This is a genomic window from Paenibacillus sp. FSL L8-0502, from assembly GCF_038593055.1.
In the GTDB taxonomy this organism is placed as follows: Bacteria; Bacillota; Bacilli; order Paenibacillales; family Paenibacillaceae; genus Paenibacillus; species Paenibacillus polymyxa_D.
Genome location: NZ_CP151958.1, coordinates 4,287,085 through 4,303,131 on the forward strand (window position 1 = coordinate 4,287,085; position 16,047 = coordinate 4,303,131).

At 46.4% G+C, this 16,047-nt stretch carries 14 protein-coding genes; 2 read left to right on the forward strand and 12 right to left on the reverse strand.

Annotated features, from left to right (window positions below):
* Nucleotides 1-116: 116 nt before the first annotated feature.
* From NSQ57_RS18570 to NSQ57_RS18595, 6 genes are all read right to left on the reverse strand, one after another.
* Entirely contained in the window at nucleotides 117-629 is a 513-nt protein-coding gene (locus tag NSQ57_RS18570; RefSeq protein WP_029514814.1) for an adenine phosphoribosyltransferase, read from the reverse strand.
* A gap of 69 nt (nucleotides 630-698) precedes the next feature.
* Complete coding sequence (gene recJ, locus NSQ57_RS18575; protein ID WP_342425146.1) at nucleotides 699-3,095, reverse strand: single-stranded-DNA-specific exonuclease RecJ; 2,397 nt, start codon at nucleotides 3,093-3,095, stop codon at nucleotides 699-701.
* A gap of 33 nt (nucleotides 3,096-3,128) precedes the next feature.
* Nucleotides 3,129-4,085 (reverse strand): cation diffusion facilitator family transporter, encoded by a 957-nt coding sequence (locus tag NSQ57_RS18580; RefSeq protein ID WP_029514810.1) that lies wholly within the window; start codon nucleotides 4,083-4,085, stop codon nucleotides 3,129-3,131.
* Nucleotides 4,086-4,284: 199 nt separating this feature from the next.
* Nucleotides 4,285-5,202 (reverse strand): protein translocase subunit SecF, encoded by a 918-nt coding sequence (secF, locus tag NSQ57_RS18585; RefSeq protein ID WP_051718082.1) that lies wholly within the window; start codon nucleotides 5,200-5,202, stop codon nucleotides 4,285-4,287.
* A complete protein-coding gene (secD, locus tag NSQ57_RS18590) occupies nucleotides 5,192-6,448 on the reverse strand; it encodes a protein translocase subunit SecD (RefSeq protein WP_039275022.1) in 1,257 nt (418 codons plus the stop codon). Before secD ends, secF begins: the two co-directional genes overlap by 11 nt.
* A 90-nt stretch (nucleotides 6,449-6,538) precedes the next feature.
* Nucleotides 6,539-6,796 (reverse strand): post-transcriptional regulator, encoded by a 258-nt coding sequence (locus NSQ57_RS18595; protein WP_013311570.1) that lies wholly within the window; start codon nucleotides 6,794-6,796, stop codon nucleotides 6,539-6,541.
* A 307-nt stretch (nucleotides 6,797-7,103) separates the two neighbouring features.
* Here NSQ57_RS18595 and spoVB point away from each other — a divergent pair, with 307 nt between their 5' ends.
* The gene (gene spoVB / locus NSQ57_RS18600) at nucleotides 7,104-8,678 is read left to right on the forward strand and encodes a stage V sporulation protein B (RefSeq protein WP_342425147.1); all 1,575 of its coding nucleotides are present in this window, start codon (nucleotides 7,104-7,106) and stop codon (nucleotides 8,676-8,678) included.
* Between the two features lie 5 nt (nucleotides 8,679-8,683).
* On the opposite strand, the gene NSQ57_RS18605 is transcribed toward spoVB, so the two are convergent.
* The gene (locus NSQ57_RS18605; protein WP_039275025.1) at nucleotides 8,684-9,460 is read right to left on the reverse strand and encodes a DUF421 domain-containing protein; all 777 of its coding nucleotides are present in this window, start codon (nucleotides 9,458-9,460) and stop codon (nucleotides 8,684-8,686) included.
* Between the two features lie 206 nt (nucleotides 9,461-9,666).
* On the opposite strand from NSQ57_RS18605, the gene NSQ57_RS18610 reads away from it, so the two are divergent.
* The gene (locus NSQ57_RS18610) at nucleotides 9,667-10,056 is read left to right on the forward strand and encodes a TIGR04086 family membrane protein (RefSeq protein WP_039275026.1); all 390 of its coding nucleotides are present in this window, start codon (nucleotides 9,667-9,669) and stop codon (nucleotides 10,054-10,056) included.
* An 87-nt stretch (nucleotides 10,057-10,143) separates the two neighbouring features.
* On the opposite strand, the gene yajC is transcribed toward NSQ57_RS18610, so the two are convergent.
* From yajC to ruvB, 5 genes are all read right to left on the reverse strand, one after another.
* Nucleotides 10,144-10,479 (reverse strand): preprotein translocase subunit YajC, encoded by a 336-nt coding sequence (yajC, locus tag NSQ57_RS18615; protein ID WP_029514804.1) that lies wholly within the window; start codon nucleotides 10,477-10,479, stop codon nucleotides 10,144-10,146.
* Nucleotides 10,480-10,513: 34 nt separating this feature from the next.
* Complete coding sequence (gene tgt / locus NSQ57_RS18620; protein WP_342425148.1) at nucleotides 10,514-11,653, reverse strand: tRNA guanosine(34) transglycosylase Tgt; 1,140 nt, start codon at nucleotides 11,651-11,653, stop codon at nucleotides 10,514-10,516.
* A gap of 20 nt (nucleotides 11,654-11,673) precedes the next feature.
* Nucleotides 11,674-12,702 carry a tRNA preQ1(34) S-adenosylmethionine ribosyltransferase-isomerase QueA gene (queA, locus tag NSQ57_RS18625; RefSeq protein WP_029514801.1) on the reverse strand — a complete coding sequence of 343 codons (1,029 nt, stop codon included), beginning with the start codon at nucleotides 12,700-12,702 and terminating at the stop codon, nucleotides 11,674-11,676.
* Between the two features lie 7 nt (nucleotides 12,703-12,709).
* On the reverse strand, nucleotides 12,710-14,803 hold the full coding sequence (locus NSQ57_RS18630) for a SpoIID/LytB domain-containing protein (protein WP_342425149.1): 2,094 nt from the start codon (nucleotides 14,801-14,803) through the stop codon (nucleotides 12,710-12,712).
* A 229-nt stretch (nucleotides 14,804-15,032) separates the two neighbouring features.
* Nucleotides 15,033-16,040 (reverse strand): Holliday junction branch migration DNA helicase RuvB, encoded by a 1,008-nt coding sequence (ruvB, locus tag NSQ57_RS18635; RefSeq protein WP_013372650.1) that lies wholly within the window; start codon nucleotides 16,038-16,040, stop codon nucleotides 15,033-15,035.
* Nucleotides 16,041-16,047: the final 7 nt, after the last annotated feature.

Below are 16,047 nucleotides of genomic sequence, written 5' to 3' on the forward strand. Positions count from 1 at the left end.
ACGCTTCTAAACAAAATAGCCCGATGGAGCAACTCTTTAGATAAAGAGATGTTCCATCGGACTATTTAGGCAATCCATACATAATTATTTCCCGGGAAACCCGGGTTTCGAAATACTTAATACGTAATCAGGGTGAATACATCTACGTCAGGCAGCTTCGCCCGACCGTTTAGATCAGACAGCTCGATAAGAAAAGCAGCCCCTGCCACATTGCCACCAAGCTGGCGTACCAAGTTCACGGATGTAGCAATAGTTCCACCTGTAGCAAGCAGGTCATCAGCAATCAAAACATTTTGGCCTGGCTCTATAGCATCCTTATGCATCGCCAGCGTATCTTTACCATACTCCAAACCGTATGCTTCCTCAATGGTTTCTCCAGGGAGCTTGCCACTTTTACGGATCGGAATAAAACCAACGCCAAGCGCATAAGCCAGAGGCGCACCGATAACGAATCCACGTGCTTCTGGACCTGCAATCAAATCAATTTTTAAATCCGATACCAATTCCTTCATATCGTTGATAGCCTTGCGGTACAGTTCACCATTTTTCATTAGGGTTGTAATGTCTTTAAAACTAATCCCTGGTTGTGGAAAATCGGAAATCACCCGAATATATTCTTTGTAGTCCAACTTAGTTCCTCCTACTGTAAACTTCAAATTAGTATATACATTTTACAACATAAATTACGAAATAGTATCTCAAGACGCACCCTTCATAAGCGACATAATCCAGCTCGTCATCTGGGTGGTGTCCGCATCCAGCAAATACCGCTCCATTTCAGCCATATTATATAATTCCTGATAGCGCGGAGAAGCAGTTAAATCCCGCTTGGGCGGATTGGATACAAAACGGAATTGACCATCTGTACGCGTCATAAACTCAAGCTCTTCGAAGATGTCCAATACTTTGGATAACATGCGTACTGAACAGGAACACTGTCGGCTAAGAGCAGGCAGCATTGCCTTTTCATCAATAGGCTGTGTTCCCAATCGGGAAAGCACAACGTAAATGCGCTTGAACAGCTCTCTGTCTGGGCTTACGAGACGACCGCCACGCTCACTGACCGAATGAAGGAGAAATACGTTTTCTACATTTTCAAAGGTAGACCATAATGCCTGAAACTGATCCGGTGTATCCGGTGGCTCCAGTACGAATAACGACTTCACAGAGTGCTGTGCATCTCTTTGACCATCACTGGGAATAACACTGCCGTCTTTATCGTATAACCATAAGGATTCAGTGTCCACGGAGCTCGATGGACGAAGCCTAGAAGAAGGGTGGATCAACACCGCAACGTCCTTCTTTCTTTCCTCTATGCGTGGATGAAAGATCTTCAGTCCCCGTTCTAATTCGGCAAAAGGGTCCGACACTCCACGATAATCAAAAATTTGCGGCGCCTGCACTCGAATGTCCTGCATCATGAGCTGGAGAGACCTTTTACCGTTCCATTCGTTAATTGACAATTCACCCAGCAGATCTATCTCCGTTTCTTGCTGTAAAAAATCAGCCAAATCGCCACGACGGAAGGCAATCGCGTCCAGCGATAAACCGTTCTGCTCCAGCAGGAGCTTCACATGATTTTTCTCACGTCCCATTTTACGAGCCTCGCGCAATTGCAGACCCTGTAATACGAATCGTGGAGATGGATTCCCCATACCAAAAGGCTGAAGCAACTCCAGTTCTTCAACCACTTGCAAAGATACCTCGTCCAAACGACAGACCATATCAGCCTCACCTACAGGAATGAGATCGTCTGGTGTCAAAATGGAACCCGCATAGCGGTTCAGCTGCTCTTCAAACAATTCCAGATTATCACAGGACAGCGTCATACCCGCTGCCGAAGGATGACCACCAAAATGCTCCATAAGCTCATGGCTGTCCGTAAGAGCACTGTAAATATCCAATGCAGGAATAGAACGGGCGGAACCTTTGCACATGCCTGTCTCAGCATCTATACCCAGAATAATGGTCGGTCGATAATAGCGATCCAATAGCTTGGATGCCACAATTCCGACAACGCCGACATTCCAGCCTTCACCAGCCAACACAATAACTGACGGTAGCTTGCCTCCATTCAGTTTGGATGCCAATTGTTGCTCGGCTTGCTCCACAATACGTTCAACCACCTGTTGACGCTCACGATTGAGCAGGTCCAGCGCATGCGCAAGTTGGTCTGCTTCTTCCTCTTTTTCTGTCGTTAGCAAAGAAACGGCTCGTCCTGCATGATCCAGACGCCCGCTGGCATTAATCCGCGGAGCCAAGGCAAATGCGATGTTGACTGAAGTCACTGTAGATATATCTACGCCCGCTACATGGAGCAACGCACGAATCCCCGGAAAAGCAGAGTTTCTCATGGATTGAATCCCTCTGCGTACCATCGTCCGATTTTCACCATGTAGTGGCATCAGATCGGCTACCGTGCCGATAGCGGCGATTTCAAACCATTCCTCCGGCACTTCACCCAACAGCGCCTGAGCGAGCTTCAGGGCAACACCAACACCTGCAAGACCTTTAAATGGGTATGGGCAACCGGGGAGCTTCGGATTAATCAAAGTATATGCCTCGGGAAGTACTGCAGGCGGCTCATGATGGTCCGTCACAATAACGTCTATCCCCAAGGAAGTTGCATAAGCAATTTGCTCTACTGCACTAATTCCCGTATCTACCGTAATGACCAGTGTAACTCCCTGCTGATGTGCCCAATCAAGGGCATGGTTATGCAGACCATATCCCTCGTTAGAACGATGAGGAATATAAATATCATAGGAAGCCTTTAGAAAACGCATGAGCTGAATCATCAATGATGTACTGGATACGCCGTCCGCATCATAATCTCCATAGATTAATATATGCTCGCCACGTTCCAGAGCCTGACGAATTCTCGGCACAGCCTCTTCCATACCAAGAAGCAAAAAAGGGTCGTGTACATCGTCCACACTTCCGTACAAAAAGCGGTTTGCTTCCCCGGCGGTAGTGACGCCCCGGTTCACTAAAAGCCGGGACAACAATGGTGAAATCCCCAGTTCCTCTGTCAACAGCTGAGCCGCTTCCAGGTTAGCCTCTGGGGTCTTCCATCTGTACTGCGAATGAAGCAATCCTATTCACCTTTCTTTCATAGTCGTCCTGCCCTATTGAAGCAACGACGACACATCATTATCTGGCAGTTCATGATTGGATTTGTATGGATATCCGGCTTGATAAGAAATGAACTGCATTTGTACATGGGTCACCTGTGGAAAACGGGCTAACAGTAAATTTTTGGCTCGATCGGCGATTTCCTGCGCTTCCTGTACCGTAATCCGCGGGTTCACACTTATCGTTACATCCACTGTTATGAAATGCCCTGTTTCCTGGGCATGTAAGTGTTCAACCGTTACAATACCATACACCCGTTGAATCGTCTCCATAAAGCGTCGGGAGTCTTCCTCCTGCAAGGGCTGCGCAGGAACCTGGTAAGCGGTATTCATTACCATCAAATATCCTTTACGCAGCACCAGACAGGCTACGAGCAAAGCTGCGGTTGGATCAAGATATAATAATGCAGGCCATTCCATTGCTTCGCCAGTCATTGCGCCGATCATGCCAATCAATGCAATCAACGATGCATACAGCGAGTAACGTTCATGGTTTGCGTACCGATCTGCTTCCTCTTTATGACCATGTTTAATCGAGTAGCGATATTGAAACTGAAATAGCGCTTCTCTCAATACCAACGCAATAAATACGGTAATTAATGCATACAGACCGGGTGCCTGCGGTTCCGAACTGCTTAATGAACGAACAGCCGAGATAGCTAGCTGAAGACCGCTCATCAGCACTAAAATAGCCAGTACCACAGATATGACCGTTCGAACCTTTTCACCGTTTCGCAACCGTGCCAGCATTCCGTGCCCTGTAGCACCCTTGGAACACAGAAGCTCCTGCAAACGGGAAGCACTATCTGCAGCCGTGTGCAGTGCATCTCCCAACAACGCCTTGCTGTTTGCCGCATAACCGACGGCTCCCTTTAGAACAGCCAGCGCGAGATTACCTACAATCCCGCTCAACGCCGCAGTTTCCAATGATCGGCTGCGTTCGCTATTCACAACGTTTCCCCCTCAATCCTGAACTAACCCTTTCCCAATAAAGCTCAATCTAAAATAACCGAATTTCTCAAAATCAAAAACCATTCACATTTAAGTGCCACTACTGAGCCTTACTTAAGGTAAATCTTAAAACCTTAGAAAACCGCGCCCAAGCAGACGCGGCTTTCTCTTTAATTTATACTACTGGTATTTGCGTAACTTAAGACTTTGCAGTTTTGGCCGCGCCCCCGCCAGCTGTCGGAGATTTTTGTTTTCCTTTCAATGCCACCCACAGCGGGCTGGCAATGAAAATGGAGGAATAAGCACCAAACAACAAACCAATGACCATTGCAAGTGAGAACATACGGATCGATTCGCCGCCAAATATGAACAAACATACGGAGGCAATAAACACCGTAAACACGGTTGCAAGTGACCGAGTCATTGTCTGCGCAATACTGTGATCAACTACCTGCTCTAAGTCGTCCCTGGACTTCTTCTTCGCAAATCGTAGATTTTCCCGAATACGGTCAAAAATAACGACGGTGTCATTAATGGAGAAACCAACAATCGTCAGAATTGCCGTAATAAAGGTCAAATCCACCTCAAGCCGGAAAATCGAGAAAATACTGATGACGAGGAAGGCATCATGCAACAACGAAACAATTGCTGCAACGGCAAACCGCCATTCAAAACGGATTGAGATATAAATAGCGATAGCCACAGAAGCCAATAAAATCGCCCATAACGCATTTCGTTCTAGTTCTTGCGCCATTTCCGTATCCACTGTATTGACCTCAAAGGAAGCCTTCGGATCCAGCTGTTTATTAAAAGAAATCTTAAAATCATTCACTTGCTGATCCGTCAAAACCTGTGAGAAGCGAATGCCGAAACGCTCTTTCCCCGGTGTATAATCTACCTCTTTACCGATTTTCTGCTTGTCCAGCAAAGTTTGGATCTGTTCCTGTGTAACAACCTTAGTCAAATTGACATCCACATTGGAACCGGAACGAAAGTCTACCCCGTAATTCAAGCCGAATATTGACAAGCTTAGAATACCAAGCAGTGTGATAATAATTGAGAACGTGTAAAACCACTTGCTCATCTTAATATATTTCAAGTTCCAATTAAAGCGCACTGATATCACTCTCCTTCACACCAAAATACTTGGCCTTCTTCACAGCATCCGCTTTAACCAGCAGATTGAGTAAGAAGCGGGAGAAGAAGATATTCGTCAAAATACTGGTGACAATATCAACGATGAGCACCAAAGCGAATCCTCGAACGGAGCCTGTTCCCAGACCAAACATAACCGCTGCCGCTATAATTGTCGTAACATTGGCATCCATAACGGTACGGAACGAAGCCTTACTACCTGCAATGACAGAAGAACGAATCGTTTTGCCTGACTTGATTTCTTCTTTAATCCGTTCATACGTAATGATGTTGGCATCGACCGCCATCCCGATCCCGAGCACAAAGGCGGCGATACCTGGGAGTGTGAGTACAAATCCACCCAAGTAGAAAATCGCAAGCACTACCCAGGTATGAACGATGAGACAGAAACTGGCCACTAATCCCGGTACACGGAACATTGCAATCATAAATACCAGAATAATGATCGAGCCGATCAATCCAGCACGAATCGTCTGATCCAGTGACAATTGACCCAGCGTAGCACCTACACTCTGAGAATATTTTTCCGTCAGTTTGAGCGGAAGGGCACCCAGATTAATCGTATCCGCCAGTTTATTCGCTTCATCACGAGTGTAGCTACCTGTGATTGACGCGCTACCGTCCGTTAATTCCCCACGCACTGTGGGTGCAGACAGCAATTCCTGATCAAGGAAAATAGCTAATTCTTTATTCAGAAGCCGCTTTGTGATTTCTGCAAATTTAGCTTTGTCCTTGACTTTGATACTAATCTCAGGTTGATTCAGCTGATCATAGCCTACAACAGCGCCATTCTCCACAAAATCATTACCGCGGAGCTCAATTTTGCTGTATTGACCTGGCTTCTTAGCATCTGCTGCCGTTGCACTGCGAAACGTTAATTCTGCAGGCTTTTTCAGCATGGAGCGAACTTCTGCCTCATTAGTGACACCAGCAAGCCGCACGCGAATACGGTTGCTCCCCTCTGTTGTTACTTCCGGCTCAGTCGTACCGAGCGCATTAATCCGTCTCTCCAGACTTTGAGCTGTTTGTATAAGAGACTGTCTGGTTACACTCTGCCCGGCTTCCAAAGGCTGGGCTTCATATAAAATTTCAAAGCCTCCCTTTAAATCGAGGCCTAATTTTAAACTGTTCAGTAGGCCCGGGCTTGTCCCGATCATAACACCAGTAGTTATGAGCACGACCACGATGAAACTTAGAATTCTCTTCATTCCGTCCCATGTTCCCCTTTCATTCTCAATATTCCTATTATAGCTACCCCTCAAAAAGCAGTCAATTTGAACGCAAAAAAAGACCCCCTTCTATTCGAAAGTGGAGCCCCGTAATGCGGACATAGTCAAATAGTTCATAAAGCTCGTCGCTTTAAGGGAAAGTATATCGTTAACGAGCTTGTGCAGCGGAGGAATACCCTCCTTTTCATATTTATGGCTGACGCAATTCCACACGTCCTTACTTGTGACATGCTCATAGCCTACGAGAATCAACTCGTCCGCCTTACTTTGACAAAGCATCTCAATTGCGTCATCCCAATCCTGCTCATCCAGCTCTTCCATACCCACGATGGCCGTTCCTCCTCCCAGCGACTACCGGTTCCGCAGATCAGCAATTAGCGGGGTTATTGACTGCTTTGTAGAACATTTCTGTCCTGATCCTGGAAAACCCTTCTTCTCGTTGAAAATAGCCTTAAATCAACAATATATGCAATCATTTCGCTCGTCAATAGCAGAATTCACCACTCTCCCTCTTGTTGTCTAAATCACTTTGTTTCTGAACGGAAAAGCTTGTCATGAAGATGGACAGGTCCAGCATATCTTCTAAAGTAATGTATAGACGCAGAATTACATTTTGGGGAAGAGGGAGTTGCGATTGAAAAAGCAGACATTCATCCATGGAGCAATTATTTTATTGGCAGCAGGAATTATCAACCGGATACTAGGTTTTATTCCCCGAATCGCACTCCCACGTATCATCGGCCCCGAAGGAGTTGGCTTGTACCAACAGGGGTATCCCTTTTTTATCGTTCTGGTGACGCTTATTACAGGGGGAATCCCTCTTGCGGTAGCCAAGCTAGTAGCCGAAGCCGAAACGGCGGGACAGCCCGAAATGTCGCGGCGTATTTTGCACACCAGCCTGCGCTTCACCATTACACTCAGTCTGATCGCCATGGTGCTCTGTCTTGTGTTCGCGCCTTGGATCACAAGCCATCTTCTGACCGACAGCCGCGTGTATTATACATTCGTGAGCATGAGCCCAATGATTGTCATTGTAGCTGTTTCTTCAGCTTATAGGGGCTATTTTCAGGGAAAGCAAAATATGATTCCTTCCGCTAGTTCCTCGATTGCCGAGACCGTTATGCGCATTTTTTGTGTCATTTGGTTTGCTTACTTGTTACTTCCCCATGGGGTAGCCTACGCTGCTGCAGGTGCCATGCTCGGTGCTCTGGCGGGCGAATTCATTGGCATGATTGTGCTTCTATGGCAATACGTGTGTAACCAGCGAAAAGATCGCATCCTTCAGCCGAATTCGCCTGCCCCCTCCTCTGAGGTTTATCCCGAGCAATCATCTGTTTTGTCACGTCTTATGTCTATATCCGTTCCCGTGACTGCTGGAAGGCTTGTCGGTTCCTTATCCTATTTGCTCGAATCTATCTTGTGCATGCGCAGCCTTGCCGTAGCAGGCATTGCAACTGGCGTGGCAACCGCACAATATGGAGCCATGCAGGGCATGGTCATTCCTGTGTTATTACTACCTGGGGTTCTGACCAGTTCATTAGCTGTTTCACTCGTTCCTTCGTTATCCGAAGCAGCGGCTAAGGGGCATATTATAGCCATTCACAAACGTCTACATCAATCGCTTCGGCTCGCTTTGGTTGCAGGAGCCCCATTTGCCGTGATCATGTATGTATTGGCGGAACCTCTGTGTCTGCTACTCTACAATAATGGCGATATTGCAGGAATGCTTAAGCTCATGGCACCTTTTGCTCTTTTTATGTACATTCAGGCCCCGCTTCAGGCAGCACTTCAGGCGTTAGACCGTCCTGGAAGTGCCTTATTAAATACCTTTATCGGAGCCGTTATCAAAATTGTGCTGATCGTCTGGCTTGCATCCCAACCTCAGTACGGTATCTACGGAGCTGTCATCGCCATTTGTATTAACAGTGCCATTGTTACTCTCCTTCATGGCTTCAGTGTCAGCAGGCTACTTCGCTTCCGCGTACGTTTGCTTGATTTCTGGAAGACCGGGATAGGCATGATCATCATGGCAGCAGCAGTGTTATATACCTACAGACATTTAACGATGTTCGATCAAATGTGGCTCCAATTTATTTTTGCCGCAGGCTTGGGAATTATTCTGTACCTTTTCCTGATGACCTTGATCAAAATGATTGATTGGGACAACCTTACACGCATTCCAATCCTGAGAAGATGGTTTAAAGCATAAGAAATCTAATCCGAAGATTTTCCATAGGCCGGTGGTGTAATGTACACATCACCTCTATGGTTAACCGAGCATAAAAAAACATCCTTAAAATCTTTGTGTCCCTTCGCTTGAATTTGATTTTTAAGCCAAAACCGGTTCATATCCATCCGTTCCAAATTTCGATCCAGCACCTTACCATCCATGATTAATGGAATAGGCAGTCCCTCATATCTAAACTTTCCACCGATTTGTGGAGAAGGATGGACTTTATCCACCTGTAGCTCTTTGTTTGCCAAATCTGTTCCGTTTAATTCCTGCTTCATTTTTTCGTGTTCCACTCCATCGTTATCATCCTTACCTATAACCGTTAGCTTACCTGTCGTTTCCAAAATAACATATTCAACTTCGTCCAGACTTTCTATATTTTGTTCACGAAGTTGTAACAGCAAGTCATCCAAATTGTAACGTTGTTTCACCATTTCGTCCTTGTTTAATTGTCCATTAGAGTACAATACACTGGGCCTACCATCAAATAGTAAGCGCAGTCGCCGACTTTTCAGACTGAAATAGGAAATCCCAATTTGCAAAATTAACAGCACTCCTAAAGGAATCAATCCTTCGTAAAGTGGACGTTTTATGTCCTCCAGACTGAATACAGCAATTTCTGCAATCATAATGGATATGACGAGATCGAAAACAGACAATTTACCGATCTCCCTTTTACCCATCAAGCGCATCACCAGATATACAATAAAATACATGAGCAGCGTCCGAAAAATATGAGCAAAAATATCGTGACTCAATATGTTCGCCTCCTCCCCTGTACTTGCAATAAGACATGAGTCGTTCATTGTACACGTATTCTGACCGTTCCTCACTTGGCTCATACAAAAAACAAAAGGCTAAATTATTGAAATAAAGAGAAAGACTGCTTGCGACTTGGTACTAAGCCGTGAGGCTTGGCCATAGAATGATAATAGTTCAAACCTTGGTACAGGAGGAATTATCAATGGAGCTCATTCGCCGCTGGTGTTCGTTTCGTCTGGCCCATCCTATTTTATCCGGCTTATTCTATGCTTTTGCATGGATGCTGCTTGGCGCATTGATTCTTTCACTACTCTTGTGGCTGACACAGATGCAGGAACAGGACTTATCATTGTATACGTACATCGTCCATGCATTCGCCATGCTATCTGGTGGCTTCGTCGCCGGTAAAAGATCAGCAAACAAAGGCTGGTATCAAGGCGGTATTACAGGTATCCTGTATGGACTAATCGTTCTGCTGGTCGGTTTTCTGGCATTGGATGCGGGCATGGTCGGCAAGGACCTGTTACACTTAGGTTTCGCGTTTGTCATAGGCGCAGGTGGTGGGATGTTTGGCATTAATCTCAGCAAGTAATCAAAATGTTTGTACCCATGTAATAAAACAACACAAAAAACCGAGCCTCCTCAAAGGCTCGGTTTTTGTATAACGGTCACCAGCATTTTACGATTTGGAAACAACTTCCTCAGATGCCGTGTCTTTTGCAATCGCGTTGCTGATTGCACTGCGGTCAAAGGTCAGCTTCGTGACATCATTCACACGCAAAACTACTACATCATCCGTAATCTCCATAATTGTACCGTGAAGACCTCCGATTGTAATGACTTTATCTCCCTTTTTCAAAGCTTGAAGCATCGTTTGACGTTGCTTTTGTTTTTTCTGATTCGGGCGAATCAGCAAGAAATAGAAGATTACAAACATCAGAGCCAGTGGCCAGATCATTTGAAAAAGTCCGCCAGTTCCACCGGGTGTAGCAGCGGCTGTAGCAAAATGAAACATGTTAAATCCCCCTTTCGTATACTCTCCCTAAAACTTAAAAGCCTTTATCATTATTATGAAGACCGTACTGCTCAAAAAATTCATCTCGGAAATCAAGCAGCCTGTCATCCATAATCGCTTGTCTGACATTACGCATCAATTGTATTAAGAAATGCAAGTTATGATACGTTGTCAGTCGGAGCCCGAAGGTTTCATCCGCTTTAATCAAATGTCGCAAGTAAGCACGTGAATAATTGCGACAGGTATAACAATCACAAGCGGGATCAAGCGGGCCAAAATCGCTTGCATATTGGGCATTGCGAACGACAAGACGACCTTGGCTGGTCATCGTTGTCCCGTTGCGAGCAATTCGGGTTGGAAGTACACAATCGAACATATCCACACCACGGATAGAGCCTTCAATCAAAGCATCAGGCGAACCCACGCCCATCAAATAACGTGGCTTGTTGGTGGGAAGCAGAGGAACCGTATAATCAAGCACTTCATACATCAAATGTTTCGGTTCACCTACGCTCAGTCCACCAATAGCATACCCCGGGAAATCCATGGAAGTCAAATCCGCAGCGCTTTGCCTGCGCAGATCTTCATGCATGCCTCCCTGAACAATGGCAAACAGACCTTGATCATGAGGACGCGCGTGTGCCTCTAGACAACGCTCAGCCCAACGGCTGGTGCGTTCCAGTGACTTTTTCACATACTCATATTCAGCCGGAAACGGCGGACATTCATCGAAGGCCATCATAATATCTGAGCCAAGTGAGTTTTGAATTTCCATCGCCACTTCAGGCGAAAGAAACTTTTTATCTCCATTTAAATGAGAGCGAAAATGAACACCCTCCTCTGAAATCTTGCGCATTTCACTTAAAGAAAACACCTGGAATCCGCCGCTGTCCGTTAAAATAGGGCGATCCCAATTCATAAACTTGTGCAGTCCACCCGCTTCACGAATAATATCGTGGCCAGGACGAAGAAACAAATGGTACGTGTTACTCAAAATAATTTGAGCATCCATCGCTTTCAGTTCCTCAGGACTCATCGTTTTAACAGTCGCTTGAGTTCCCACAGGCATAAAGGTTGGTGTCTCAATAACTCCGTGAGGAGTGTGTACACGCCCGAGACGGGCTCCCGATTGCTTGCAGGTTTTGATATGTTCGTATCTTATTGCTGGTGCCATATTTTCTCTACCATCCTTAATTAATAAATGAACATTGCATCCCCGAAGCTGAAAAACCGATATTGTCGGTCAATCGCCTCCTGGTAAGCATGCATAATATTCTCCCTGCCCGCCAGTGCGCTGACCAGCATAACCAAGGTGGATTTGGGCAAATGAAAATTCGTAATCATCGCATCCACCACACGGAATTCATAGCCTGGATAAATAAAAATCTGTGTCCAGCCACTACTGGCCTCTAATACTCCATCACCAAATTTATTACCCACCGTCTCCAGCGTCCGGCAACTGGTCGTCCCCACCGCCACGACTCTTCCACCGCGCGCCTTGGTTTCATTGAGCACATCGGCTGTTTCCTGTGACAATGAATAGTATTCTTCATGCATTACATGCTCTTCAATCGTATCCACAGACATCGGTCTGAACGTCCCTAAGCCAACATGAAGTGTGATAAAGGCAACGGTAACGCCCTTCTTTTTAATCTGGTCCAGCAATTCTTCTGTAAAGTGCAGCCCTGCCGTTGGAGCCGCAGCCGAACCTTCATGCCGAGCATAAACGGTCTGATAGCGCTCGCGGTCATCCAGTTGTTCCTTGATATACGGCGGAAGCGGCATTTGGCCCAAGCGGTCCAATATCTCCTGGAAAATACCGTCATATGAAAATGACAGTACCCTGCCGCCCATATCTCCTTCTTCCTCAATTACTGCTTTCAGCTCATCACCGAAAACGATAACAGCACCCTTTTTCAGCTTTTTACCAGGTTTCACCAATGCTTCCCATCGGTCCCCTTGCAGTTGCTTAAGCAACAAAACCTCAGCCTTAGCTCCCGTGTCTTCCTTGATGCCAAACAAGCGTGCAGGAATCACTCTCGTATCGTTTAATACCAACGTATCCCCTGGTTGGAGATACTGCACAATATCCGAAAACGTATGATGGCCCACTTCACCGTTATTTTTGTTTAATGTCAGTAATCTGGAAGCGCTCCGATCAAGCAAAGGCGTCTGTGCAATTAATGTTTCAGGCAGTTCAAAATCGTAGTCGTTTACGTTCATATATTGGTCAGTCCTTAACTATATCCACATTTTTATAATAGTGTTGCAAAATTTTCTTGTAATCATACCCCTGCTCGGCCAAACCATTGGCACCCCATTGGGATAAGCCCAAACCATGACCATTTCCTTTACCTGTAAAAATAAAGCTTTGTGTTTTGTCAATGACTCGTGCATGACGATCTTCATTCATGACGATCACCCCGTTACCACTTGAAGTACTGCTGCCAGATGCGGACAGGATTTGAGTGCCTTGTGTACCACTTACATGAGAAGTAGCCCCATCAGCGCCTAATACAGTATAACTTCCGGTACTCGCAATATCAAACAGTGTGCTCGGGAGTCCGCCCATTGCTGAGCGAAACATATCCGGATACTTCACTTTCAAAGGGGATCCGTTCGCTTCAACCTCCAACACTCGCCCTGATGGACCACGTTTGGTGACATCGAGGTGATTAATAGAGGAAGGCACTGTACCCGTTACTTTCCCTTGCAGGGTTTTAGCAAGCTGAGCTGACGTAAAGGGCCCCCTCACCCATGCATAGTCTCCGGACTGAGGCACCTTTTCTAATACAATGATCTCTTCACCCGGCTGCGCCTTGGCTATTGGTGTAACCGTCGATTGAATTTGGGGAATAGGACGCACATTTGTATTTTCCGCAGTGACGGTGATTTTGTCTAACCCCGCTTCTGTGACACCCTCCAGTTCCTTAGCATTATCCTCACGAATATACCCTGTCTTGCCACTGGAGAGAAGTACATGATACCATTCCTGTGCTCCTTTTTGCGCCGAAGTATCCCCCGAGCTGTCTACGCTGGCAAAGGCTTCGCCACCACTGTTCCACACCTCAGAAGCATCTGCTGTCACACCGCCCGCATTAGATGAAAATACAGCTTCGACCACTTTGCCGCCACTTTTAATGACTTCACCAGCTGTTACATCTACAGCCTCATTGACATTGGCATGTTCCGAGCTCTTACCGTTGTAAGCCTGGCTTAACGTGCCGTCTACCACATTGCCGATCTGAAACCGATTGCCTTGGGCAAGCGCGTAGCTACGAGCCGCTACCGCTTGAGCCTTGAGCGCTTCATCTGGCCATGAGGAATAGACCTCTGCTCCTACCACGGAATACAAATACTGCTCCAAAGGAACTTCGTTCACAAGCGCCAGCTGACCTGACGTCATGCCAATCTCCATCTCGCCGCGATATATACGCTGTGATCTTTCCATCACTTGTATTCCATCATTACCACCGCTGACAATTACCTTGCTATTATCAGAACCACTTAGCATGTAATGAGACATCACCTGCGAGCCAGTCGTGACTCCTGCTTCCTGTCTTATAATGAGGCCGGTTTGAGTAGCATTAACTTTAGACAGCGTGAGTCTCGGTTGCTTGCTCTCCAACTCAGTTTTCAAAGCCAACAGCTTGCTGTCATTACTTTCTTCTCCAACCCACACAGCATACTGACCTCTTGATTGAATCACAGTAAAAGCATCAAAGCCCGCCGCAGCAATTGTCGTTCGAACGAGATTAGCTTCCTGCTCGCTTCCGTAGCTTCCAGTGGACCAATGCTTGTTTCCCTTCACCTCGGCCTGCGCTCCGGTTGCCGAGGAAATCCGCTGTACAGCAGCCTGCGCAGACTGTTCACTAGCATATATTCCCGCGTACACTTGATACACAGAGCTACCATTTTTTGAACCGATAAAAACCGTAGGTTTATCATTAGTCTTTTGCAGGGCTTGTGCCGCTTTTATCGCCGCTGCTTCATTTCCTTCAAGTACCTTCACCCGATAGCTGTCTACACTAAAACGAGCTGTACTGTCTGGCAGTCCCATCCAAGTTTGAAAGCTGCCTCCACTGTTCTGTCCAACACTCAGACCTCCTGATGATTTCAAGGTTACAGCGGGGACTGTCGCTTTATATTTGCTGCCTAGATCCGCAAAAATCACTACACGAATATCCTCTTGGGCGGCGGCAGCGTGAACGCCCGAAGACCAAGGTATGCACACTGTAGCTAATACCATAATCGCTGCTGCTCGTTTGGCCCGGCCCATCCATGCACCGAAAATACTTTCTCGGTTAAATGCTTTTCCACTCATTTCTGGCTCCCCCAATCTAGCTGCCTAGCACTTATATTTGCGTAATTTATCGGGCTCTCGATCCTTGTCTGTCCCTTTAAATACATCGGCGGAATAAACCAAAATATAAACCCGCCAAAATCTTACTTATACTCTCATTCCCTCAGTCATCCGTCAGCCGATATCGTATTCACCATACTGCATGTAACCATGCAATAATTTTTTTTAAAAAGTGCATCATGTTTCCTAATCACCGTGGATCCGTTGGCATGGGGATTCCAAGGTGGGCATATGCCGCCGGAGTCACTGTTCGTCCCCGAGGTGTTCTTTGTAAAAGACCAATTTGTAACAAATAGGGTTCATACACGTCCTCAATAGTCTGACTCTCTTCACCAATGGTTGCAGCAATTGTGTCCAATCCTACAGGTCCGCCCCGGAATGAATGAATCATGGCCTTAAGCATTTTATGATCAATTTCATCCAGCCCGAGAGGATCTATTTGAAGTCTCTTTAGCGCCTCTGCAGCCAACTCAGAATGAATAATTCCATCTCCGGCAACCTGGGCAAAATCACGCACCCTTTTTAATAGTCGGTTGGCAATACGCGGTGTCCCCCGTGAACGCAATGCGATTTCCTCCGCCGCATCCCCGACAATTTCAATCTCCATAATATCCGCGTTCCTAGACACAATGTAAGCCAGCTCGTCTGTCGTATAAAACTCTAATCGACTAATAACACCAAACCGGTCACGCAATGGCGCAGAGAGCAGCCCAGCGCGCGTAGTGGCCCCTATAAGTGTAAAGGGTGGCAAATCCAGACGGACTGAGCGTGCACTCGGGCCTTTACCAATCATAATATCCAGCGCAAAATCCTCCATCGCCGGATACATGACTTCTTCCACCGTACGATGAAGGCGATGAATCTCATCAATGAACAAAACATCACCCTCTTGAAGATTGGTCAGCAATGCTGCCAAATCTCCCGGTCTTTCAATTGCAGGACCTGAAGTCGTACGCAGATTAACCCCCAACTCATTGGCAATAATGTTAGCAAGAGTTGTTTTACCCAACCCAGGCGGTCCGTACAACAGTACATGGTCCAACGCTTCTTTACGCATTTTGGCCGCTTCAATATATACTTTCAGATTTTCCTTAACCTGATTTTGCCCGATATATTCATTTAGATAACGGGGGCGAAGGCTTAGCTCCGCCGTCTGGTCTTCCATCATCAAATTGGCGGAAATAATCCGGTCATCCATATTCCAT